21 protein-coding genes are annotated in these 23,260 nt (G+C 59.4%); 6 read left to right on the top strand and 15 right to left on the bottom strand.

From position 1 onward, the window contains the following. Positions 1-38 precede the first annotated feature (38 nt). The 14 genes from rpoS to rlmD form a co-directional block, all read right to left on the bottom strand. Complete coding sequence (rpoS, locus tag GWQ29_RS14395; RefSeq protein ID WP_017411567.1) at positions 39-1,022, bottom strand: RNA polymerase sigma factor RpoS; 984 nt, start codon at positions 1,020-1,022, stop codon at positions 39-41. 47 nt (positions 1,023-1,069) lie between these two features. Continuing rightward, a complete protein-coding gene (locus tag GWQ29_RS14390; RefSeq protein ID WP_275919697.1) occupies positions 1,070-2,116 on the bottom strand; it encodes a peptidoglycan DD-metalloendopeptidase family protein in 1,047 nt (348 codons plus the stop codon). A 9-nt stretch (positions 2,117-2,125) separates the two neighbouring features. Continuing rightward, on the bottom strand, positions 2,126-2,707 hold the full coding sequence (locus tag GWQ29_RS14385) for a YqaA family protein (protein WP_021139210.1): 582 nt from the start codon (positions 2,705-2,707) through the stop codon (positions 2,126-2,128). After that, the gene (locus GWQ29_RS14380; protein WP_005318888.1) at positions 2,704-3,321 is read right to left on the bottom strand and encodes a protein-L-isoaspartate(D-aspartate) O-methyltransferase; all 618 of its coding nucleotides are present in this window, start codon (positions 3,319-3,321) and stop codon (positions 2,704-2,706) included. Before GWQ29_RS14380 ends, GWQ29_RS14385 begins: the two co-directional genes overlap by 4 nt. Before the next feature lie 4 nt (positions 3,322-3,325). Further along, positions 3,326-4,072 (bottom strand): 5'/3'-nucleotidase SurE, encoded by a 747-nt coding sequence (surE, locus tag GWQ29_RS14375; protein WP_265421932.1) that lies wholly within the window; start codon positions 4,070-4,072, stop codon positions 3,326-3,328. Continuing rightward, a complete protein-coding gene (truD, locus tag GWQ29_RS14370; RefSeq protein WP_265421933.1) occupies positions 4,053-5,111 on the bottom strand; it encodes a tRNA pseudouridine(13) synthase TruD in 1,059 nt (352 codons plus the stop codon). The genes surE and truD overlap by 20 nt, the downstream gene beginning before the upstream one ends. Further along, positions 5,111-5,587 (bottom strand): 2-C-methyl-D-erythritol 2,4-cyclodiphosphate synthase, encoded by a 477-nt coding sequence (gene ispF / locus GWQ29_RS14365; protein ID WP_265421934.1) that lies wholly within the window; start codon positions 5,585-5,587, stop codon positions 5,111-5,113. The genes truD and ispF overlap by 1 nt, the downstream gene beginning before the upstream one ends. Before the next feature lie 133 nt (positions 5,588-5,720). Next, positions 5,721-6,410: a 2-C-methyl-D-erythritol 4-phosphate cytidylyltransferase gene (ispD, locus tag GWQ29_RS14360; RefSeq protein WP_265421935.1), complete on the bottom strand. Its 690-nt coding sequence runs from the start codon at positions 6,408-6,410 to the stop codon at positions 5,721-5,723. After that, complete coding sequence (gene ftsB / locus GWQ29_RS14355; RefSeq protein WP_265421936.1) at positions 6,403-6,720, bottom strand: cell division protein FtsB; 318 nt, start codon at positions 6,718-6,720, stop codon at positions 6,403-6,405. Before ftsB ends, ispD begins: the two co-directional genes overlap by 8 nt. Positions 6,721-6,899: 179 nt before the next feature. Next, a complete protein-coding gene (gene eno, locus GWQ29_RS14350) occupies positions 6,900-8,201 on the bottom strand; it encodes a phosphopyruvate hydratase (RefSeq protein WP_005318874.1) in 1,302 nt (433 codons plus the stop codon). Positions 8,202-8,290: 89 nt separating this feature from the next. Next, positions 8,291-9,928, bottom strand: a complete 1,638-nt coding sequence (gene pyrG / locus GWQ29_RS14345; RefSeq protein ID WP_005318871.1) for a CTP synthase (glutamine hydrolyzing) — start codon at positions 9,926-9,928, stop codon at positions 8,291-8,293. 141 nt (positions 9,929-10,069) lie between these two features. Beyond that, entirely contained in the window at positions 10,070-10,867 is a 798-nt protein-coding gene (gene mazG, locus GWQ29_RS14340) for a nucleoside triphosphate pyrophosphohydrolase (RefSeq protein WP_275919696.1), read from the bottom strand. A 96-nt stretch (positions 10,868-10,963) separates the two neighbouring features. Further along, positions 10,964-13,174, bottom strand: coding sequence for a GTP diphosphokinase (gene relA / locus GWQ29_RS14335; protein WP_275919695.1), 2,211 nt, complete (start codon positions 13,172-13,174; stop codon positions 10,964-10,966). Between the two features lie 239 nt (positions 13,175-13,413). Continuing rightward, entirely contained in the window at positions 13,414-14,736 is a 1,323-nt protein-coding gene (gene rlmD / locus GWQ29_RS14330) for a 23S rRNA (uracil(1939)-C(5))-methyltransferase RlmD (protein WP_275919694.1), read from the bottom strand. Positions 14,737-14,889: 153 nt separating this feature from the next. On the opposite strand from rlmD, the gene barA reads away from it, so the two are divergent. The 3 genes from barA (at position 14,890) to GWQ29_RS14315 (ending at position 19,141) form a co-directional block, all read left to right on the top strand. Continuing rightward, positions 14,890-17,601, top strand: coding sequence for a two-component sensor histidine kinase BarA (gene barA / locus GWQ29_RS14325; protein WP_017411572.1), 2,712 nt, complete (start codon positions 14,890-14,892; stop codon positions 17,599-17,601). 130 nt (positions 17,602-17,731) lie between these two features. Beyond that, positions 17,732-18,211 carry a DUF1456 family protein gene (locus GWQ29_RS14320; protein WP_005318863.1) on the top strand — a complete coding sequence of 160 codons (480 nt, stop codon included), beginning with the start codon at positions 17,732-17,734 and terminating at the stop codon, positions 18,209-18,211. Positions 18,212-18,214: 3 nt separating this feature from the next. Continuing rightward, positions 18,215-19,141, top strand: a complete 927-nt coding sequence (locus tag GWQ29_RS14315; protein WP_265462557.1) for an N-acetylmuramoyl-L-alanine amidase — start codon at positions 18,215-18,217, stop codon at positions 19,139-19,141. A 70-nt stretch (positions 19,142-19,211) separates the two neighbouring features. Here the strand turns inward: GWQ29_RS14315 and GWQ29_RS14310 are convergent, their stop codons facing one another. Further along, on the bottom strand, positions 19,212-20,009 hold the full coding sequence (locus tag GWQ29_RS14310; RefSeq protein ID WP_275919693.1) for a DeoR family transcriptional regulator: 798 nt from the start codon (positions 20,007-20,009) through the stop codon (positions 19,212-19,214). A 272-nt stretch (positions 20,010-20,281) separates the two neighbouring features. Here GWQ29_RS14310 and kbaZ point away from each other — a divergent pair, with 272 nt between their 5' ends. From kbaZ to agaV, 3 genes are read left to right on the top strand one after another with little or no spacing between them, the layout of a single operon-like run. Continuing rightward, on the top strand, positions 20,282-21,595 hold the full coding sequence (gene kbaZ, locus GWQ29_RS14305; RefSeq protein WP_275919692.1) for a tagatose-bisphosphate aldolase subunit KbaZ: 1,314 nt from the start codon (positions 20,282-20,284) through the stop codon (positions 21,593-21,595). A 12-nt stretch (positions 21,596-21,607) separates the two neighbouring features. Beyond that, positions 21,608-22,777, top strand: coding sequence for an SIS domain-containing protein (locus tag GWQ29_RS14300; protein WP_275919691.1), 1,170 nt, complete (start codon positions 21,608-21,610; stop codon positions 22,775-22,777). After that, positions 22,777-23,250, top strand: a complete 474-nt coding sequence (gene agaV / locus GWQ29_RS14295) for a PTS N-acetylgalactosamine transporter subunit IIB (RefSeq protein WP_275919690.1) — start codon at positions 22,777-22,779, stop codon at positions 23,248-23,250. The genes GWQ29_RS14300 and agaV overlap by 1 nt, the downstream gene beginning before the upstream one ends. Positions 23,251-23,260 lie beyond the last annotated feature (10 nt).

Here is a 23,260-nt window from a genome sequence, read left to right as displayed (position 1 = left end):
GTATTTCTGTCAGCAGTATCAGACTGCCTTGGTACTAACTAATTGGTACGAAACAGCGCCTCAATGGAGAGCCCCTGCCCCAGCAGGATCTCCCGCAAGCGACGCAGTCCTTCAACCTGGATCTGGCGTACCCGCTCCCGGGTCAAGCCTATCTCGGATCCTACATCTTCCAGCGTGGCCGGTTCATAACCGAGCAGACCGAAACGACGTGCCAGTACTTCGCGCTGCTTGGGATTAAGCTCTTCCAGCCAGTGCACTATGCTGGCACGCATGTCGTCATCCTGCGACTCCAGCTCGGGCCCCATGCCACGTTCATCAGAGAGCACATCCAGCAGCGCCTTGTCACGATCGCCACCGATGGGGGTATCCACCGAAGTGATCTTCTCGTTGAGCTTGAGCATACGATTTACGTCGTCTACCGAGCGATCCAGTGCAAAGGCGATGTCCTCTGCAGTCGGTTCATGATCGAGACGATGGGAGAGTTCACGAGCAGTACGCAGATAAACGTTCAGCTCTTTGACCACATGAATAGGCAGACGGATGGTGCGGGTCTGGTTCATGATGGCCCGCTCTATGGTCTGGCGGATCCACCAGGTGGCATAGGTGGAAAAACGAAAGCCGCGTTCCGGGTCGAATTTCTCTACCGCGCGGATGAGGCCAAGGTTGCCCTCTTCGATGAGATCCAGCAGCACCAGGCCGCGGTTGTTGTAGCGACGGGCGATCTTGACCACCAATCTCAGGTTGGACTCAATCATGCGCTTGCGGGCGGCTTTGTCGCCTCGCAACGCACGACGAGCGTAATAGACTTCTTCTTCGGCGGTGAGCAAGGGGGAGAAGCCAATCTCCCCCAAATAGAGCTGGGTAGCATCCATCACCTTGTTGACTTCCGGAGCCATCAGTTCATCGGAAATAGTCTCTTCCACTTCAGCGGCTACTTCCTGAACCTCTTCCTCCTCACGGGTCTCCAGCTCTTCGTCGAACTCTAACTCGGCATCCTGCATAACCAGTTGTTCTTGGCTCATGGTGTGTCTCCCTGACCTGAACCAGAGTAAGACTTAACTCTCTGGGGTTAACGCTTTGGCAAATAGCTCATCGGGTTTATCGACTTGCCTCGATACCGGATTTCAAAGTGCAAACGCACATCCGGCGCGTCCGTGCTACCCATGTTGGCAATGACCGCTCCGCCTTTGACGCTATCCCCTTCCTTCACTCGCAACTCGTCGTTGTGAGCATAAGCCGAGAGGTAGTCATCATCATGCTTGAGGATGATCAGCTTGCCATAACCCCTTAGTGCGCTACCCGCATAGACGACTTTTCCGCCACTCGCTGCGTAGACGGGTTGCCCCTTCTGGCCAGCGATATCTATGCCTTTGTTTCCCTGTTCTGCAACGGAGAAACCCTCAACTATCCGGCCTTGCGTCGGCCAGTGCCAAGAAAGTCTCGACTGAGGTTTATTGTTGTTTTTTTGTTCTCTTATCTGAGCGTATTCTTTTGAAGATGGCTGAGCAATCGTTTTCTGTTTGATAAATGGTGTGGTCGTACCTGATGGTGCCATTGCAAGCGGTTTGGGGCCGCTACTTTGCGGTGTGACAGGACGCGTCACGGCAACCATCTGGCCACCGCCCATAGCGGCAGACTGCACGTTCAGCACCTGACCAACATGGAGCCCATAGGGTGCCTGCAGGTTGTTGCTCTGTGCAAGTGTTTGATTCGAAATGCCAAACTGACGGCCAATACTGCTTAACGTGTCGCCACGACGCACTTGATAGGTGCTGGCGCTGCGATTGGCAGTCAGGGTATTGCTACCGGATGCATCGAGCCTGAGTTGCTGTCCCGGGTAGATGTTATAGGGAGGGCTGATACCGTTGAGGTTGGCCAGTGATGGCACATCGTTACCCGAATTGAAGGCGATGGAGTAGAGGGTATCCCCTTTTTTCACCGTGTAGCTGTTGCCCTGAATAGCAGGTTGGGCCGCCCCATGACGAGCCGGTATGGTGGAGACAAGGCGATCATTGCCCAATCCCTGTACCGGAGCAGCAGTCTTGCTGGAAGAGCAAGCGAGCAGCAGCCATGACAACACGACGATACTGCTTCCTTGCCAGACACGCGAACGCATAGTGGATCCTTAACGACTAAACCAGAAATAGGCCGCAACGGCCAAACCAATACAGAGCCAGCCCAGCACATCCACATAGTGCATCAGCTTGCGCTCCATTTTCTCACCGCCCCAGCGCATCAGGCCTGCCACCAGGAAGAAGCGCATGCCACGGCCGATCAACGAGGTCACAATGAAGGGCAACAGTGCCATATGCAGCAAGCCCGCCGTGACGGTAAACACCTTGTAGGGGATTGGCGTGAAGCTGGCAATAAAAATCACCCAGATGCCCCACTGCTCGAACCACTGCTGTGCCAGGGCAATCTTGCCTTCATACCCCACAGAGACCACCAACGGCTGCACCAGCGGCTCCCACAGGGCATAGCCGAGCGCATAGCCGAACACTGCCCCCAATACGGAGAAGATCGTCGCCAGGGTAGCGTAGTGCCACGCCTTGTGCGGCTTGGCCAGCGCCATGGGTGCCAGCATGACGTCAACCGGAATAGGCCAGAACACCGACTCGATGAAAGCAGTGATCGCCAGATAATAAGGGGCATACCTGTGACGAGCCCACTGCATCACCAGTACATACAGACGAGAAAACAGCTTCACTCAACATCTCCATCAATTAGGGGAACAAAGCGCACAGGCTCCAGGATCCGGCTGGTCAGCTGGGAACCAGCCCGTTCGATCAGTTGCAAGGTCTGATGACTATCACCCACCGGCAGTACCAGACGGCCACCATCGGCCAGTTGATCGGTGAGAGCAGTAGGTACTTCACTGGCCGCAGCCGTCACCAGGATTGCATCGAACGGCCCTTTATTGGGCCACCCCAGCCAGCCGTTGCCGTGCTTGGCCGAGACGTTGTGCAGATCAAGCTGGCGCAGTCGGCGCCGAGCCTGGAACTGCAGCGACTTGATCCGCTCCACCGTATAGACGTGCTCCACCAGATGTGCCAGCACGGCGGTCTGGTAACCGGAACCAGTACCAATCTCCAGCACGTGGGCCGGATCATTCTGGATCAGCAGCTCGGTCATCCGCGCCACCATGTAAGGCTGGGAGATGGTCTGACCATTGCCGATGGGCAACGCCGTGTTATCCCATGCCTTGTGGGCCATGGCTTCATCCACAAACAGCTGGCGCGGTACTTTCGCAATCGCCGCGAGTACGCGGAAATCACGAATGTCCTGTGCGATCAGCTGGTTCAACAGGCGCTGTACTATCACACCTTCATCCCTGCAGGTCTAACCAAGCCCCCAGACCCGCCAGACTGCTGTATGCAGTCATATCGATGGTCAGGGGGGTGATCGAGACATAGCCCTGCTCGATGGCGGCGAAATCCGTGCCTTCTCCCGCATCTTGCTGGCTGCCGGGGGGGCCAATCCAGTAGATCGGCTGACCACGGGGATCCTCGGTACAGATCACCGACTCCGCCCGATGACGATTGCCAAGGCGTGTCACCTTGATCCCCTTGACCTGATCAAGGGGCAGGTCGGGCACGTTCACATTGAGGATCTGATCGGCAGGCAGCGGATGCACCATCACCCCCCTCACCAGTTTGGCCGCATAGTGGGCCGCCGTGGCGAAGTGGGTCCGTCCTACCAGTGAGATAGCAAGGGAGGGGAAACCGAGATGGCGTCCTTCGGTCGCCGCCGCAACCGTGCCTGAGTAGATGACATCATCTCCCAGGTTGGCGCCATGATTGATGCCTGCAACGACCATGTCCGGCTCGGGGCGCACCAGTTCGTTGACCGCCAGATGCACACAGTCGGTCGGGGTGCCCTTCACCGCATAGTAACCGTTTTCGCTGATACGGGAGACCCGTAGCGGTACTTCCAGCGTCAGGGAGTGACTCGCGCCGCTGCGGTTGCGATCCGGCGCCACCACGATGACCTCGCCACACGCCTTCAGTGCATCGCTGAGCGCGCGAATGCCCTCGGCATGCACACCATCGTCATTACTGACCAGAATTCGCATCGGACTGATTCCTGAAACCATGATCGGCCTCTTCGGCCTGCATTAATTCGCGTACCACGCTGGTCGCAAAGGCACCGGCCGGCAGGAAGAAGGACAAGGTCAACACCTCGCCGTCCAGCTGCCAGCTCATCTGCTCCGGCTTGAGCAGCAGCGGGCGGCGATCCTGATCCAGTCCGGCTTTTTCCAGCCCGTCACACCACTCGGCATAAGGAGCCAGCACCGCCTGCTCAAACTCGGCGGCAGCGCCCTGGCTTGCCAGGCGGCCGCGTCCCCACTGGGGGGCGGTCAGCTGCACGTCACCGGAAGCCAGCCGTGCAGCCAGCTCAGGGGTCAGCACCTCTTCACTGAAGATGGAATGGCTGCCTTTTAGCATCACGCAGTCGCCGGCCAGCAGCTGATGGGCCAACCCCTGCTCGATACGGGCACTGACGATGGCATTGAACAGCATGCTGCGGGCGGCGGAGAGATAGAGGGAGCGCTTGTTGCGATCCTTGATCCGCTTGCCGGCAAACATCGCCTTGGCCGCTTCCAGGTTGTTGCCACCCCGGCCGAAACGCTGCTCGCCATAGTAATTGGGCACCCCCTGAGTGGCGATGGCTTGCAGGCGGGCCCCCAGCCCGTCGGCCTGCGCCAGACCGGTGAGGCGCAAGGTGAAATGGTTGCCCTTGAGGTAGCCAACCCGCAATTTGCGGTTGTGACGCCTGGCTTGCAAAATCTGGATGCTGTCGCTCTCGACCACCGACAAGTCCGGCTCGGCTTTGCCCGGCAAGTGGATGCCGAACCACTGCTCGGTCACAGCGTGGCGATCTTTGAGGCCAGCCCACGTCACCGCATTGCGGTTAATCCCGGCTGCATCGGCCAGCAGGCCCGCAACCCAGGCAGTGTTCTCGCCGGTTTTGCGCACCCGGACGAAGATGTGCTCACCTTCACCACAAGGCTCGAAGCCCAGATCCTCAACCACCACAAAATCGCTGGCCTCGGCCTTGAGAATGCCCTTGGCGGCCGGCACACCATGCAAATAACTGAGCTGTTCCAACATTATTGTTTCACCAGTAAGACGACGGCTTCGGTGGCGATCCCTTCCTTGCGCCCCGTAAAGCCGAGTTGTTCTGTGGTAGTCGCCTTGACATTCACCCGGTTCAAATCACATTGCAGGTCGGCGGCAAGCACGGCGCACATGGCATCGATATGGGGCGCCATCTTGGGGGCCTGGGCTATGATGGTCACATCCAGATTGCCGATGGCATAGCCCGCGGTTTTTACCCGGGCAAAAACGTCCCGCAGCAGGATACGACTGTCGATCCCCTTGAATTGCGCAGAGGTATCGGGAAAGTGACGGCCTATGTCACCGGCGCCGATGGCGCCCAGCAAGGCATCGCTCACAGCGTGCAGCACCACATCACCGTCGGAGTGAGCAAGCAGTCCTTGCTCGTACGGAACCGCAACCCCGCCCAGCATGCAAGGCCCCACGCCACCAAACTTGTGTACATCAAAACCATGACCAATTCGCATCATGCTTGGCGTCCTCTCAACATACAGGGACCTACCTCGTCAATTTTGTGCACGTCAAAACCACGTCCAATCCGGATCATGCCTGCTCCTTTAAGTCACTTTCATCGCCAGTGGACACATCCGTCGCAAAAACGGCTTATGTCTGCTGGCTTAAAAACAGCCCAGCCAGAGAGAGATCCTCAGGCCGGGTTACCTTGATATTGTCAGCGCGCCCTTCCACCATCCGCACCGTGAAACCGGCACGCTCCATGGCAGAGGCCTCGTCAGTAATGGTGGCCCCCAGTGTCAGCCCCTCCTCCAGCGCTCGCTTCAGGGTGCGAGCGGGGAACATCTGTGGCGTCAGCGCATGCCAGAGCTGCTCGCGATCGACGGTACCAATGATGTTGCCTGCAGCATCAGAGCGCTTCATGGTATCGCGCACCCTGCTGCCGAGAATGGCGCCCCCACACTGGATGGCGGCGGCGATAAGGGTATCGAGATCGCCATGGGTCAGACAGGGACGGGCGGCATCGTGAACCAGCACCCACTCCCCCCCGGCCGCATGTAACGCATTGAGAACGGAAAAGGCGCGCTCGGCGCCCCCCTCTACCCGCAGGATACGCGAGTCGGCCGCCACGGGCAGGGTTTCGAACCAGCGATCATGAGGCGCCAGCGCCACTATCACCTGCGCTATCGCCGGGTGAGAGAGCAGCCGCTCCAGGGTATGTTCGAGAATGGTCTTGCCCGCCAGGTGCAGGTACTGCTTGGGACAATCGGCCCCCATCCGACTGCCGATGCCAGCGGCCGGGACGATAGCGATCAAGCCAGTGACTCTCGCATCAGTCATCGTAGGGCTCATCGTCCGACGCCGTCTCCTGACCTTTATCCTTGGGGATAATCCGGTAGAAGGTTTCGCCCTGCTTGATGTAGCCAAGATCGTTGCGCGACAACTCCTCGATGGCCTCAAGGCCTGAGGTTAAATCATCAATCTCGCGATAAATCAGGTTATTACGATCCTTGAGTACCAGATTGTCCTGCTGCTGCCGGGAGATGGCATCAGACAATTCGTGATAATCGGACAAGCCATTCTTCCCCAGCCAGAGGTCGTATTGAAGCCCTCCCAACAGGAAGAGCAGGATAAGAGTGAGTAGCCGCATGCACTGAGTCTCCTTCAAGCAGCCTAGTTTCCCATATTCGCAGGCAAGACAAAAGGAAGCCTGTGTCCCGTATGGGTTGGGCCGGAATAAAAAATGCAGAAACCGCAAGCGGCTGAGCTGGATACGAAAAAGCCCCGCCAGATTGGCGGGGCTTTGAGCAGATTAAGGGCGGGCTGGAATTAAGCCTGGCCTTTCACTTCTTTCAGACCGTTGAAAGGAGCTTTGGCACCCAGAGCTTCTTCGATACGGATCAGCTGGTTGTACTTGGCAACACGGTCAGAACGGCTCATGGAACCGGTCTTGATCTGGCCAGCAGCGGTACCCACAGCCAGGTCGGCGATGGTCGCGTCTTCGGTCTCACCGGAACGGTGGGAGATGACGGCAGTGTAACCAGCGTCTTTGGCCATCTTGATGGCAGCCAGAGTTTCGGTCAGGGAACCGATCTGGTTGAACTTGATCAGGATGGAGTTGGCGATGCCGTTGTCGATGCCGCGCTTCAGGATCTTGGTGTTGGTTACGAACAGGTCGTCACCCACGATCTGGATCTTTTTGCCCAGCTCTTTGGTCTGGTAAGCGAAACCGTCCCAGTCAGATTCGTCCAGGCCATCTTCGATGGAGACGATCGGGAACTTGGTGGTCAGGTCAGCCAGGTAGTCAGAGAACTCGTTGGAGGTGAAGATACGACCTTCGCCTTTCAGGTTGTACTCTTTCTTCTCGGCGTCGTAGAACTCGGAAGCAGCGCAGTCCATGGCCAGGGTGATGTCTTTACCCAGTACATAGCCAGCAGCAGCAACGGCTTCTGCGATCACTTCCAGCGCTTCGGCGTTGGATTTCAGGTTGGGAGCGAAACCACCTTCGTCACCAACAGCAGTGTTGTAGCCCTTGGACTTCAGCACTTTGGCCAGGTTGTGGAACACTTCAGCACCCATGCGAACGGCTTCTTTCAGGGTCTTGGCGCCAACCGGCTGGATCATGAACTCCTGGATGTCGACGTTGTTGTCGGCGTGCTCACCACCATTGATGATGTTCATCATCGGCAGCGGCATGGAGTAAACACCCGCAGTGCCGTTCAGTTCGGCGATGTGAGCATACAGCGGCATGCCTTTGGCAGCAGCAGCGGCCTTGGCGTTGGCCAGGGAAACAGCCAGGATGGCGTTAGCGCCAAACTTGGATTTGTTCTCGGTGCCGTCGAGGTCGATCATGATCTGGTCGATAGCAGCCTGGTCCTTGGCATCTTTACCCAGCAGAGCTTGAGCGATCGGGCCGTTTACGGCTTCGAGGGCTTTCAGCACGCCTTTACCCAGGAAACGGCTCTTGTCGCCGTCACGCAGTTCCAGCGCTTCGCGGGAACCGGTAGACGCGCCAGACGGAGCGGCTGCCATACCAACAAAACCACCTTCCAGGTGAACTTCGGCCTCAACGGTCGGGTTACCACGGGAGTCGATGATTTCACGACCGATCACTTTAACGATCTTGGACATGTGTATTTCCTCAGGTTTCGTAAAAAAACAACAAAAATATGCCAAAAAAAGCGGCTGTGGCACAGAGCCTCAACCGCATTTATTTTCAATTACTTCAGATTACGCTTCTGATACTCGCCTGCCGCCTTCACAAAACCGGCAAACAGGGCGTGGCCATCACGGGGAGTTGAGGTGAACTCCGGGTGGAACTGCGCCGCCACAAACCAGGGGTGATCCGGGATCTCGATAATTTCCACCAGTTTCTTGTCGGCGGAGAGACCGGTCACTTTCAGACCTGCCGCTTCAATCTGCGGCAGCAGCTTGTTGTTCACTTCGTAACGGTGACGGTGGCGCTCGTAAATGGTCGGGCTGCCGTACATCTGACGCACCTTGGAATCCTCGACCAGGTGGCAGAGCTGGGAGCCCAGACGCATGGTGCCACCCAGATCAGACTTCTCGGTACGGGTCTCGACATTGCCTTCGTCATCCACCCACTCTGTGATGAGACCAACAACCGGATAGGCGCAATCTTTCTTGAATTCAGAGGAGTGAGCACCTGTCATGCCAGCGACGTTGCGCGCGAATTCGATCATGGCAACCTGCATGCCAAGGCAGATACCCAGATAAGGGATCTTGTTCTCACGAGCATACTGGGCAGCCAGGATCTTGCCTTCCACACCACGCTCACCGAAACCACCCGGTACCAGGATCGCATCCAGGCCTTCCAGCAGCTCGAAGCCACGGGTCTCGATGTCTTGAGAGTCGATGTACTTGATGGTGACGGAGAGACGGGTCTTCAGGCCACCGTGCTTGAGCGCCTCGTTGACAGACTTGTAGGCATCCGGCAAAGAAACATACTTGCCGACCATGCCGATGGTCACTTCCGCAGTCGAGTTGGCCTCTTCGAAGACAACTTGTTCCCACTCGGACAAGTCGGCTTCCTTGCACTCCAGACCGAAACGCTCGGTGAAGTAGGAGTCCAGATTCTGGGACTTGAGCAGTGCCGGGATCTTGTAGATGGAGTCGACGTCTTTCATGGAGATGACCGCGCGCTCTGGCACGTTGCAGAACAGACCGATCTTGGCACGCTCGTTGGCCGGAATGGTGCGATCGGAACGGCAGATCAGCACATCCGGCTGAATACCGATGGAGAGCAGCTCTTTCACGGAGTGCTGGGTCGGCTTGGTCTTCAGTTCACCGGCAGCCGCCAGGTAAGGAACCAGAGTCAGGTGCATGAACATGGCGCTGTTGCGGCCCACTTCAGCCGCCAGCTGACGAATGGCTTCGAGGAACGGCAGGGACTCGATGTCACCCACGGTACCGCCCACTTCGACGATGGCAACCTGATGGCCTTCGGCACCGGCAATCACCCGCTCCTTGATGGCGTTGGTGATGTGCGGGATAACCTGAATAGTGGCGCCCAGATAGTCGCCACGGCGCTCTTTACGCAGCACGTCGGCGTAGATGCGGCCAGTGGTAAAGTTGTTGCGGCGAGTCATCTTGGTGCGGATGAAACGCTCGTAGTGGCCCAGATCCAGATCAGTCTCGGCCCCGTCCTCGGTTACGAACACTTCACCGTGCTGGGTCGGGCTCATTGTGCCCGGATCCACGTTGATATAGGGGTCCAGTTTCATGATGGTCACATCCAGACCACGGGCTTCCAGAATGGCTGCCAGAGAAGCTGCGGCAATGCCTTTGCCGAGGGATGAAACAACGCCACCAGTTACAAAAATATATTTTGTCGTCATGCTGAACCTGAAAGAAGTTTAGGGAATTTTAAGGGGTGCTTCGGGGATGAAGCAGGACGGGGAAACAGTATACCAAAACCCCCACTCCCAAACAATGAACAAAAATCTATCAGGCTCACAGCGCCATCGTCTTGCGCCAAATCAACTTTGTTCGGTTTCCTTGGCCTTGTCCCAGGCGGAGTCCAGCTTTTCGAGCGAACAATCGGTCATTTTCAAGCCTTCCGCAGCGATAAATTGCTCAACCTGCCGAAAGCGACGCTCGAACTTGGCGTTGGCGCCCCGCAGCACCTGCTCCGGATCCTTGCCCAAGTGACGCACCAGATTGACGGTGGCAAACAGGAGATCGCCAAGCTCATCGCTCACCCGCCCCTCGTCCACGTCGGCCATCAGCGCCTCTTCCATCACTTCGTCTATCTCTTCGTGGATCTTGTCCACCACAGGCCCCAGGGTTTTCCAGTCAAAACCGACGGTGGCGCAGCGCTTCTGGATCTTGGCTGCGCGAGTCAGGGCCGGCAGCGAGAGCGGTATGTCATCCAGCACGCTCTCTTTATCGAGTGCCGCCCGCTCTTTGGCTTTTTCCGCCTCCCAGTTCACCTTGACCGCCTGCTCGTCGCCAAGATCCGCATCGGAAAACACATGGGGATGACGGCGAATGAGCTTCTCGCTCACGGTATCGACGATATCGGCGAAATCGAACAGCCCCTGCTCCTTGCCCAGCTGGGCGTAGAAGACCACTTGGAACAGCAGATCGCCGAGTTCCCCCTTCAACCCCTGCCAATCCTGCGTTTCGATGGCATCGGCTACCTCATAGGCCTCTTCCAGGGTGTGGGGCACTATGGTCTGGAAGCTCTGCTTGAGATCCCAGGGGCAACCTCCTTGCGGGTCACGCAGACGAGACATGATATCGAGCAGTTGGGGCAGGTCGTAACGTTGGGACATGGGATGTTAACTTTCCATTCGTGGTTGCAGGGGGCGTGATCAGGAGGAAAACAGTGACCGACCTTGAGGTCGGTCACTGCTGCGGGCGGGTCACCATCAGAGGCGCTTGGCGCTGATCACGTCATTAAGCTGGCTCAACTTGGCCAAGGCCCGGTTGAAGGCGTTGATGTTGTAGATCTCCAGCTCCATGTCGATCTCGGCAGTCTGCTCGCGCACGTTGGAGCGCGAACGCACCCCCATCACGTTGATCTTCTCGTTGGCCAGCACTGTGGTGATGTCCCGCAGCAGACCCGAGCGATCATTGGAGAGGATACGGATGGTAAGACCATAGCCACCTGAGTAGTTCTCTCCCCACACCGCATCGATCAACCGCTCCGGGTTGCGGCGGGAGAGCTCCTTGAGCTGCTCGCAATCATCTCTGTGGATGGAGACCCCGCGCCCCATGGTGATGAACCCCTGTATGGTGTCGCCCGGAATGGGCTGGCAGCAACGGGCTATGTAGGTCATCAGATTGCCGACCCCTTCCACCACTATGTGATCCTTGGGCTTGGGCCTGAACGGGGTATTGGCCTTTTGCTCCAGTTTTTCCAGCACCCGGCGATCTTCTTCCTCCGCCGTCGGCTTGTTGTAACGAGTGTCCAGGTAGTTGAGCAGCTGGTTGATGCGAATGTCGCCGCTGCCAATGCCGGCCAGCAGGTCTTCCAGCTCCTCGGCGTGGAAACGCTCCAGCACCACCTTGTCGACCTTGGAAAGGGTCAGGTTGTGTCTGTCCAGCTCTTTTTCCAGCAGTTCCTTGCCGGCGGCAATGTTCTTGTCCTTGTCCAGTTTTCTGAACCAGGTGGCCACCTTGGCCCGTGCCCGGCTGGAGCGCAGGAAGCCGGAGTTGGGGTTCATCCAGTCGCGGCTCGGGTTCGGCTCCTTCTGGGTGATCACCTCCACCTGATCGCCGGTCTGCAGTGCATAGGTGAACGGCACTATGCGGCCGTCAATCTTGGCACCGATGCAGCGGTGGCCGATCATGCTGTGGACGTGATAGGCAAAATCGAGTGGGGTGGCGCCCGCCGGCAGGTCGATGACATCCCCTTTCGGGGTGAACACATAGACTCTGTCCTCGAATACCTGACTGCGCAGATCTTCGAGCAGGGATCCGCTCTCGGAGAGATCCTCCTGCCAGGCGAGCAGCTTGCGCAGCCACTCGATCTTGTCTTCAAAGTTGTTGGCTTTGTTGGCAGCCTGAGCCCCTTCCTTGTAACGCCAATGCGCGGCAACGCCGAGCTCGGCATCCTGATGCATCTGGTCGGTACGGATCTGGATCTCCACCGTCTTGCCCTCTGGCCCCACCACGACAGTGTGGATGGACTGGTAACCATTGGGTTTGGGGTTGGCGACATAGTCGTCAAACTCGCGGGGAATATGGTGGAAATGGGTATGAACGATACCGAGTGCCGCATAGCAATCCTGCAGCCGCTTGGTCACCACCCGCACGGCACGCACGTCAAACAGCTCGTTGAACTCGAGGTGCTTCTTCTGCATCTTGCGCCAGATGCTGTAGATGTGTTTCGGGCGGCCATAGACTTCCGCCTCCACACCGGCCTCTTTGAGCCCGTCGCGCAGGGACTGCACAAACTCGCGAATGTAGCGCTCACGGTCGAGCCGCTTTTCATCGAGCTGCTTGGCGATCTGCTTGTAAGTGTCCGGGTGCAGGTAACGGAAGGCGAGATCTTCCAGCTCCCATTTGAGCTGACCAATGCCAAGCCGGTTGGCGAGCGGCGCATAGATGTTGGTGATCTCCTGGGCCATCAGCACCCGGGTCTCTTCATCTGCCTTCTTGGCTTCCCGCAGGCAGGCGATCCGCTCCGCCAGCTTGATGACAACGGCGCGCACATCCTCGACCATGGCGAGCAACATGCGTCGCACATTGTCGACCTGCTCCGGTGAGGTTTCGCTGCGGTGCAGAGTCTGCAGGGAGCGGATGGCCTCCATCTCCAGCACCCCTTCAACCAGCTTGGCGATCTTGGGGCCGAAGTCTTCGTCCATCCGCTCCTGGCTGATGAGGCCGGCTTCGACGAAGGGGTAGATGATGGCGGCCTTGAGAGTGCCGAGATCCATGCTGAGCATCAGTAGAATGCCCGCCATCTCGACACCACGCACCAGCAAACGGTTGGTGATCGCCTCGTCACCGAGCGTCAAACAGTACTGATAGACGGTTCGCAGTTGATCCTTGTCACTGTCACTCAGGTTGAGCGAGCTGACCCACTCTTCCAGGGTGAAGTTGTCTTTCAAATGAATATCGCGAACCGCAACCATGGTATCAATCCTTTAAATTATTGGGCCGAAAGCTGCCGCTTCCTCCCCCTCACCTGATGAGACTGCCTCAAATGGGGATATCTGGAGAACTTTTCAAGGCATATTGTCAATAAAGACAATAGAGTTCTCCAACAGGCCCTGCCGATTTACGAGGGTCTAGATTACCTCAATCATTACTGCTCAAACAGCGCAATGGCGTCCAGATGGCCGCAGCGACGGAACATCCGGACATCCTCTGCTTAGCCCCGCTCAAACAGCGCCATTGACTCGAGATGCCCCGTGTGCGGGAACATGTCGAGCATCCCCAGGCGCACCAGTCGGTAGCCCCCTTTCACCAACACCTGACTGTCACGGGCCAGGGTGACCGGGTTACAGGAAACGTAGACCACTCGCTTGGGTGAAAGTTTCACGACGTGACCCATCACCTCCAGCGCACCGGGGCGGGCCGGATCCAGCAGCACCAGATCGAATCCTTCCCGCGCCCAGGACATGCCGACTATGTCGCCGCTCAAGTCCGCCTTGTAGAAACGGGCGTTGTCGATACCGTTGCGACGGGCGTTCTCCTCGGCGCGGGCCACCATGGCCAGATCCCCTTCAACTCCCACCACTTCACGGGCCTGACGGGCCAGTGGCAGGGTGAAGTTGCCGATGCCGCAGAACAGATCCAGCACTTTGTCATCCTTGCTCGCACCAAGCCACGCCAGCGCCTGGGCCACCATGCTCTGGTTGATGGGGCCATTGACCTGAATGAAGTCACCGGGAGCGAATGCAAGAGACAGGCCATCCAGTGAGTAGGATGGCTGGAATGCTTGGTGCAGTGGTTCGATGCGTTCATCGGCAGCCTGCAGATAGAGGTCTATCCCCTGCGACTTCGCAAACGCCACCAGCAGGGCGCGATCCGCCTCGTTGGGACGACCGGTGTGGCGCAGCAGCATCATGATCCCCTGCTCTGCCTGGATAAGCTCCGCATGGCCCAGTTCACGCTGGCTCTTGAGGCGATTGAGGCATTCGCGCAGCGGCACTATGAGGGCAGAGAGCGGCTCGGCCAGCACGGGGCAACCCTCAATCTCCACCAGATCGTTGGACTGACGGCGACGAAAACCGACCCGGGTACAGCGGCCATTCTTGTCAAACTTGATGGCCAGCCGGCAGACCCGGCGGTAGGCGCGGGACTCCCCTGTCAGCACTGGCTCCAGCACTGGTGCCTTGATCTGCCCCAGTCGTTCGAACAGACTGATCAGCCCGGCCTCTTTGGCGGCCTGCTGATCCGCTTCGCCGAGGTGCTGGGCATTGCAGCCGCCGCACTCGCGGTAGTGGCTGCAGAAGGGGGCGATACGGTTCGCCGCCGGGGTCACTACCTGTTGCAAGGCGGCGTGAGCATACTGCTTCTTGTCGTCGAGGATGCGGGCCTTGACCTGCTCGCCGGGCAGAGCCCCTTCGATGAAGATCGCCTTGCCCTGATGACGGCCGATACCGACACAGTGGTGATCCAGACTGTCTACCGTAAATTCAATACGTTGGGGCTGGGTGGATTTCTTTTGGGGCTTGAAAAACTGGGCCATAAAACTTGGTGCCTATAGGTGGCTATGTCATGATTGTGGAATCTGCAGCAGGCTATTGTCCCACAAGAATAATAGTATGACCAAATCCGGCCTGCGGGCCCGCCCACTGTCGTTTGCCCTATTGCCGACCCGGATGATCGGGGGACTATCCGCATGACCAAGTACGGCCTTCGAGCCCGTGTACTGGCCTTTACCATATTGCCGACCCTGATCATTGGCGGCCTGATGGCAGGTTATTTTACTTTCCACCGCTACCAGCAGCTGGAAAACAACCTGATCGATCAGGGCATCAACATCATAGAGCCCCTGGCCATCGCCAGTGAGTACGGCATGACCCAGCACAGTCGCGAGTCGCTCAAGCGGCTGATTGGCCTGACCCACCGCAAAAACTCGCCGCTCATCAAGTCCATCGCCGTCTTCACCCAGGACAACCAGCTGTTCGTGACGTCCAACTATCACAGGGACTTCACCCGGCTGCGGCTGCCCGATGGCAGCCAGATCCCCGAGCTGACCAGCGTCACCCTGTACGGTGACGACATCATATTGCGCACCCCGATCCAGGCCGAAACCAGCATGGATGGCTTCCCGCTGCCCAGCGATGTGGAGCCGCCGATGATCGGCTACATCTCCATGCAGATGACCACGGACAGGGCCATGATCCTGCAGTATCGCGACACCTTCTTCGCGGTGATCATGGTGCTCATCGGCATCGCCTTCAGTACCCTGTTTGGCTTCAGGCTGGTCAAGAGCGTGACTCAGCCCATCACCGATATGGTGCAGGCGGTGCACAAGATCAGGGAGGGGCGGCTCGATACCCGGGTCAGCGGTCAGCTCACCGGCGAGCTGGACATGCTGAAAAACGGCATCAACGCCATGGCCAAAGCGCTCTCCGAATATCACGAGGAGATGCAGCAGAATATCGATCAGGCCACCTCGGATCTGCGGGAAACACTTGAACAGATAGAGATCCAGAACGTCGAGCTCGACATGGCCAAGAAGCGGGCGCAGGAGGCTGCGCGGGTCAAATCCGAGTTCCTGGCCAACATGTCCCACGAGCTGCGCACTCCGCTCAATGGTGTCATCGGCTTCACCCGCCAGCTGCTCAAGACGGCGCTGACCCCGAGCCAGACCGACTACATGCAGACCATAGAGAAGTCGGCCCGCAACCTGCTAGGCATCATCAACGACATCCTCGACTTCTCCAAGCTGGAGGCAGGCAAGCTGCAGCTGGAGCATATCCCGTTCAGCCTGCGCGACACCCTCAACGAGACCATGCACCTGCTCGGCCCCAGTGCTCACGACAAGCAGCTCGAACTCTCCCTGCAGGTAGATGCCGAGGTGCCGGACTATCTCACTGGCGATCCCATGCGCCTGCAGCAAGTGCTGACCAACCTCGCCGGCAACGCCATCAAGTTCACCGAGCGTGGCAACGTGGATGTGCACATCGAGCAGACCGGCGGCAGCAATGGCAACAAGGTGCGGCTCAATGTGCTGATCCGCGATACCGGTATCGGCATCTCGGAAGAGCAGCAACGCCAGTTGTTCCAGGCCTTCAATCAGGCCGACTCCTCCATCTCGCGCCGTTATGGCGGCACCGGTCTCGGTCTGGTCATCACCCAGAAGCTGGTACAGCAGATGGGAGGCCAGATCCGTTTTGAATCCGAGCTGGGCAAGGGGTCCATCTTCTCCTTCAGCCTGGATATGGACGTCTCTCCCCTGCCCCAGACCGAGAAGCTGCCGCTGGATCGCATTCAGGGCAAGCGGGTCTGGCTGCTGGAGCCGGATCCCTTCAGCCACTCTTCCCTGTGTGCCCTGCTGGCCGAATGGCAGCTGGATGTGCAATCTCTCGCCATCGACACCATCTGGCCCGAGATGAGCAATCAGGACATGGTGATCATCGGCAGCAGCACACTGCACACTCCGCAGCAGGTGATCGCTCGCCTCGATGCGCTGGACGGCCAGCAGAACACCATAGTGTTGCTCAGCAGCCACGAGCCATCGCTCTATGAGGCCATGCTGGCCCACGGCGCCCAGCACTGTCTCTCCAAGCCAACCAACCATCGCAAGCTGCTGCACGCCCTGCTCTCCCCCGAGGCGACCAAGAGCGCGCCGCTGCCCACCCCCTCCCCACGCAGCGTGCAGGCGATCAAGGTGCTGGCGGTGGACGACAATGCGGCCAATCTCAAGCTGATCGCCGCCATGCTCAAGGAGATGGTGAGCCAGGTGGTGGTGTGCAAGAACGGCAAGGAGGCCGTCAGACTGGCCCAGAGTCAGCCGTTCGACATCATTTTCATGGATATACAGATGCCGATCATGGATGGCATCAGTGCTACCCAGGCGATCCGCAGCCAGTCCCTCAACACTGAGACGCCCATAGTGGCGGTCACTGCCCACGCCATTCCCGGCGAGCGGGAACGCCTGATCCGCCAGGGGATGGATGACTATCTGGCCAAGCCCATCGACGAGAGCATGCTGGCCCAGCTGATCACCGACTTCGCCCACCGTCGCCACCAGAACCACGGGGATCAGCAGATCGACTGGTCCCTGGCGGTGCGTCAGGCCGCTGGCAAGCTGGATCTCGCCAAAGAGATGCTGACCATGCTGATGGCCAGTTTCGACGAGGTGGACCCGGTTCTGGAGGCCGCGTTCGCCGGTCAGGTGGAGGATGCCGAGGTGCTGGCACAGCTGCATCGCCTCAATGGCGGCTGTGCCTATTCCGGGGTGCCCGGCCTGCAACGATTGCTCTCCCAGCTGGAGCAACAGCTGCGCGACGGAGTGCCGGTCAGCGAGCTGGAGCCCGAGTTGCTGGAGTTGCAGGATGCGATGGAACAGGTGCGTCGGGAGGCGCCCCTTTACCTCGCCTGAATGCCGTGGATGCAGCGTGGTGCCGGTTGGCAGCCGCTATCAGCCTCCGTTAATGAACAGAGTCGGCCCTGCTTTTTCTGACGCGGGGCGCGCCAGATGATAAAGTTGCGCCGTTTCTACAGGAGTCAACATGACCAACAACGATATTCTGCGCCGTCTGCGCTACGCCCTCACCATCAGCAACGACCAGATGGTCGAGATGTTTGCCAAAGGCAATCTGACGGTCACTCACGCCCAGTTGCACAGCTGGCTGATGAAAGAGGCGGCTGAAGGAGAAGAGCAGGAAGCGGGCTATGTCGCCTGTCCCGATGCAGCCCTGAGCCAGTTCCTTGACGGCTTCATCATAGCGCGCCGCGGTGTGCGGGAAGATGCCCCGGCCCAGGTGATCCCGAACCGGATCAACAACAACATGATACTGCGCAAGCTGCGCATCGGCCTGAACTACAAAGAAGAGGACATGCTCGGTACCCTCAAGCTCGCCGACTTCAACCTCTCCAAGTCCGAACTGAGTGCCCTGTTCCGCTCCAAGGATCACAAGCACTATCAGGATTGCGGGGATCAGATCCTGCGCAACTTCCTCATCGGCCTCACCGCCAAGTACCGCGCCTGAGTCATGGGCCAGCGTATCTGCTCACTGTCAGCCCGTGTCCCACTGGCCAGTGGGCGGCGCTGGCCGTCGCACCTTCCCGGTCCGGGCTCGAACGGGGTCATATGGCTGCGGTTATGGTCACTCTGCCTCATACTGCTGCTGAGCGCCTGCCAGCCTGCCCCCTATCAGCTCTCTTCCCGTTACCCCAGCGCCAGCCAGAATGAACGCATCGCCTTCCTGATCCTGCACTACACCGATGAAGATGATGCAAACTCACTGCGCCTGCTGACCGAACCGGCCCATCAGGTGAGCGCTCACTACCTGATCCCCCGCGACACCGACCAGACACCGCTGCCCGTCTACCAGCTGGTGCCCGACAGCCAGCGCGCCTGGCATGCGGGCCGCAGTCGCTGGCACCAGTATGCGGGGCTCAACGCCAGCTCCCTCGGCATCGAAATCGTCAACCTGGGCTATCCGCCGGAAGATGCGCTGCTACCCGCCCACCAGCGGCGCTGGCAGCCCTACACCCAGGCGCAGATCGCCGCCATCGGCGCCCTTACCCAGAAGCTGGTACAACGCTACCGGATTCCGCCAACCCAGGTGCTGGCCCACAGCGATGTCGCCCCCGAACGCAAGCAGGATCCCGGCCCCCACTTCCCCTGGCGCGAGCTCGCCCTGCACTACGGGGTCGGCGCCTGGCCTGATGAAGCCAGGGTCACAGCACTGCGCCAGCAGCCAGCACCCACCTGGAATGCCCTCACCTGGCAACAGCAACTCGCCCGTTATGGTTATGGGATCGCCCCCAGCGGCACCTGGGATGAACAGAGCCGCGCCGCCCTGCGCGCCTTCCAGCTCCATTTCCGCCCGGCCCTGGTCAGCGGCGAGCCCGATGAGCAGAGCCAGGCCATCCTCACCGCCCTGCTGGAACGTTACTTCCCCGAGCCTGGCTGAGCCTGTCTCCTGACAACGAAAGAGGGATGCCATGGCATCCCTCTTTCTCACTCCCTTTTCACTGTCCGGATCAGGCCGGCACCAGCAACACCTCTATCCCCGTCTGACGCAACCCCGCCAGCGTCTCGGCCGCAATGGCATCATCGGTGATCAGGGTGTGGATGCGCTGGGTATCGATGATCTTGTGCAGGCTCAACCGACCAAACTTGCTGGAATCGGTCACCACTATGATCCGCTCGGCTACCTTGCACATACAGCGGTTGAGACGTGCCTCATCTTCATGATGGGTACTGACGCCACGCTCCAGATCGATGCCATCGACCCCGAGAAACAGCAGGTCAAAGTGGTAGTTCTGCAAGGATTGATCCGCCTGGGCGCCGTAGAAAGAGAGCGACTTGCGGCGCAGATGTCCCCCCGTCATCAGCAGCTCTACCCCTTCCGCCTCCAGCAGTGCATCCGCCACGTTCATGCCGTTGGTCATCACCACTATCTCCTGGTGCTCGCGCAGGTGGCGCGCCACCTCCAGAGTGGTGGTTCCCGAATCGAGAATGAGCCGACTCCCGGCCTGCACCAGGCTCGCAGCCATGGCACCGATACGCTGCTTGACCGGGGTATTGAGCATGCTCTTGTCGGCTATGGTGCGCTCGGGCATCGCCTGGTTCGGTTCGCACAAGAGGGCACCACCATAGGCGCGTACTGCCACCCCCTGTTTCTCCAGAAACGCCAGATCGTTGCGGATCGTGACGGTGGATACCTGATAGTGACTGGCCAGCTCGTTGACCTGAACGCTGCCATTGCTGCGCAGTTGCTGAATGATGCGTTCCCGCCGCTCGCTTGTGCCAAGCACACTTTTTTCGGTTGTTTGCATAATCTCTCTGCCGGAGTGCTGTGGTGAAATCAGGACTTTCACTTCGTTACGTTTAGCTATTAACGCCCAGCCTTTATGCCAAATCAAGCTTTCATTGGTTTAAAAGTCCTCATTTAGACTCCTCCGAAACATCAAAAGCATTTCGATTCATTTCTTTTTGTGATCTTGCTCAAGGTGTGAGCACGCTTTTGTTTCGTTTAAGGGGCTGCAAGCCTAGGGTAAAGAAAGACATCGAAAGATTCATTCTGTATTCAGCCATGAGGGAGAGGGAAATGAAATCAATGCTGGCACTGATCGCGCAGCACAAGCAGGGGGTACCGGTCGGGATTTACGCCGTCTGCTCCGCCCACCCGCTGGTGCTGGAGGCCGCCCTGAGGCTGGCGGCACAGGGAGAGGATCTGCTGCTGGTCGAGGCCACCTCCAATCAGGTGGATCAATTCGGCGGCTATACCGGCATGACGCCGGTGGATTTTCGCGACCGGCTGCACCGGCTCGCCGCCGAGTGCAATTTTCCCCTGCAGCGACTGGTATTGGGAGGCGATCACCTGGGCCCCAACCGCTGGCAGGGGGAGCCGGCCGAGCAGGCCATGGAACACGCCGAGGCGCTGATCGCCAGCTATGTCGCCGCCGGCTTCAAGAAAATCCACCTCGATTGCAGCATGTCCTGCCTGGGGGATCCGGTTCCCCTCCCCGATGAGCTGGTCGCCGAGCGGGCTGCCCGACTGGCCCTGATCGCCGAGCAGACCTGCCTGGCCGAATTTGGCTGCTGCGATCTGGTCTATGTGATAGGCACGGAGGTGCCTGTGCCTGGCGGCGCCCATGAGACGCTGGCCGAGCTGACCGTGACCACACCGGAAGCCGCCCGCCATACCTTGAGTACCCACCAGCAGGCCTTTGCCAGGGTCGGACTCGAGGCCATCTGGCCCAGAGTGATCGGCCTGGTGGTGCAACCCGGTGTGGAGTTCGACCACACCCACGTCATCGACTATCAGTCCAACAAGGCCGCCCCCCTCAGCCGGATGATCGAAGCCTACCCCCATCTGGTGTTCGAGGCACACTCCACCGACTACCAGACCCCGCAAGCCTACTGCCAGCTGGTGCGCGACCACTTCGCCATCCTCAAGGTCGGCCCGGCTCTCACCTTCGCCCTGCGGGAGGCGCTGTTCTCCCTTGCCGCCATCGAAGAGGAGCTGGTGGTCGCCCGCGCCTGCTCGGGCCTGCGCCAGGTACTGGAAGAGACAATGCTGGATCGTCCCGACTTCTGGCGCAGCCACTATCAGGGCAATGCCAACGAGTGCCGGCTGGCCCGCGGTTACAGCTATTCCGACCGCATTCGCTACTACTGGCCCGACAGCCGGGTCGACGACTGCTACGCCCGGCTGCTCACCAACCTGGCCGCCGAGCCCATTCCCCTGCCCCTGCTCAGCCAGCACCTGCCGCTGCAATACCGAAAGGTGCGCCAGGGCACGCTGTCGGCCAGAGCCCACGACCTCATTCTCGATCAGGTGCAGGAGGTGCTGCGCCAATACGCCCAGGCCTGTGGCACCACCCCCGCCAGTCATTCCCGGCTCACCCCGGTTGCATAAGGAGTTGTAGAGATGATCCTTGGTTATCCAGAAGAGACACTGCGCTCGGCCAACGGCCTGGCCACCGCCCGCGAAATCCGGCAACAGCCCGCCGCCTGGCGGGAGACACTCACCATGGTGGAGGAGTGCCGCACCACCATAGAGCGCTTCCTGCTGCCCCTGCTATCCCGGAGCAACCTGCGGGTGATCCTGACCGGCGCCGGCACCTCCGCCTTTGCCGGCCGGGCCCTGGCGCCCTACCTCTGCGGCAGGCTCAACGGCCGCTTCGAGGCGATCGCCACCACAGATATAGTCACCAACCCTGACGTATACCTGGCGCAGGATTACCCGACACTGCTCATCTCCTTCGCCCGCTCCGGCAACAGCCCGGAGAGCGTGGCCGCCGTCGAGCTGGCCAGCCAGCTGCTGAGCGAGTGCCACCACCTGGTGCTCACCTGCAACGGCGAAGGGGAGCTCTATCGGCGCTGCCAGAAGGATGTCCGCTCCCTGGCGCTGCTGATGCCGCCCCAGACCCACGACCGCAGCTTCGCCATGACCAGCAGCCTGACCAGCATGATGCTGAGCTGCCTGGCTGTGTTCCTGCCGCGCCAGTTCAATCCCGCCGTCAGCCAGCCGCTCATCGCCCTGGGGGAAGCCATTCTGTCCCAGGCCGAATTGAGCGTGCCCGAGTGGAATAAACCGCTGCCGGAGCGGGTCATCTATCTTGGCAGTGGCAGCCTGCAGGGGGTGGCCCAGGAGGCCGCGCTCAAGCTGCTTGAGCTCACCTCGGGTCAACTGATGGCCATGTATGACTCCCCCACCGGCTTTCGCCACGGGCCGAAATCCGCCATCAACGGCCAGACCCTGATAGTGCTGATGATCTCCAACGATCCCTACACCCGCCAGTACGATCTGGATCTGCTCACCGAGCTTCGCCAGGACGGCCACGCCGCCCGGGTTGTCGCCCTGGCCGATCGGCCCGATCCGCTCATCGCAGCCGGCGAGCACATCTATCTGCCCACCCCCCTCAACAGCGACGATGCCGAACTGGCGTTCTGCTACCTGCTCTACGCCCAGTACTACGCCTTCCACACAGCACTGGCGCTGGGCATCACCCCGGACAACCCCTGCCCGAGCGGCCGGGTCAACCGGGTCGTGCAGGGCGTCAGCATCTATCCGTTCAACCAGCAAGGAGGCGTCTGATGCCAAACATAGTGCTGAGCCGTATCGACGAGCGGCTGATCCACGGTCAGGTCGGGGTGCAATGGGTCGGGTTTGCCGGCGCCAACCTGGTGCTGGTGGCCAATGACGAGGTGGCGGAAGACCCCATACAACAGAACCTGATGGAGATGGTGCTGGCGGAGGGGATAGCGGTGCGCTTCTGGCCGCTGCAGAAGGTGATCGACAACATAGGCAAGGCCGTCGATCGCCAGAAGATATTGCTGGTGTGCAAAAACCCGACGGATTTTCGCACCCTGGTCGCGGGGGGCGTGCCCATCCCCCGCATCAACGTCGGCAACATGCACTACGCCGACGGCAAACGTCAGATCCACAAGACGGTATCCGTGGATGAGACGGACATAGCGGCGTTTCGCGCCCTGCAGGACGCCCACGTCGAGTGCTTTGTCCAGGGCGTGCCGACCGAACCGGCACAGGACATTTTCAACCTGATCTGATTAAGGACAA

This window comes from Aeromonas sp. 2HA2, from assembly GCF_029237345.1.
Lineage (GTDB): Bacteria > Pseudomonadota > Gammaproteobacteria > Enterobacterales > Aeromonadaceae > Aeromonas > Aeromonas salmonicida.
This window is presented reverse-complemented; position numbering and strand designations above follow the sequence as displayed.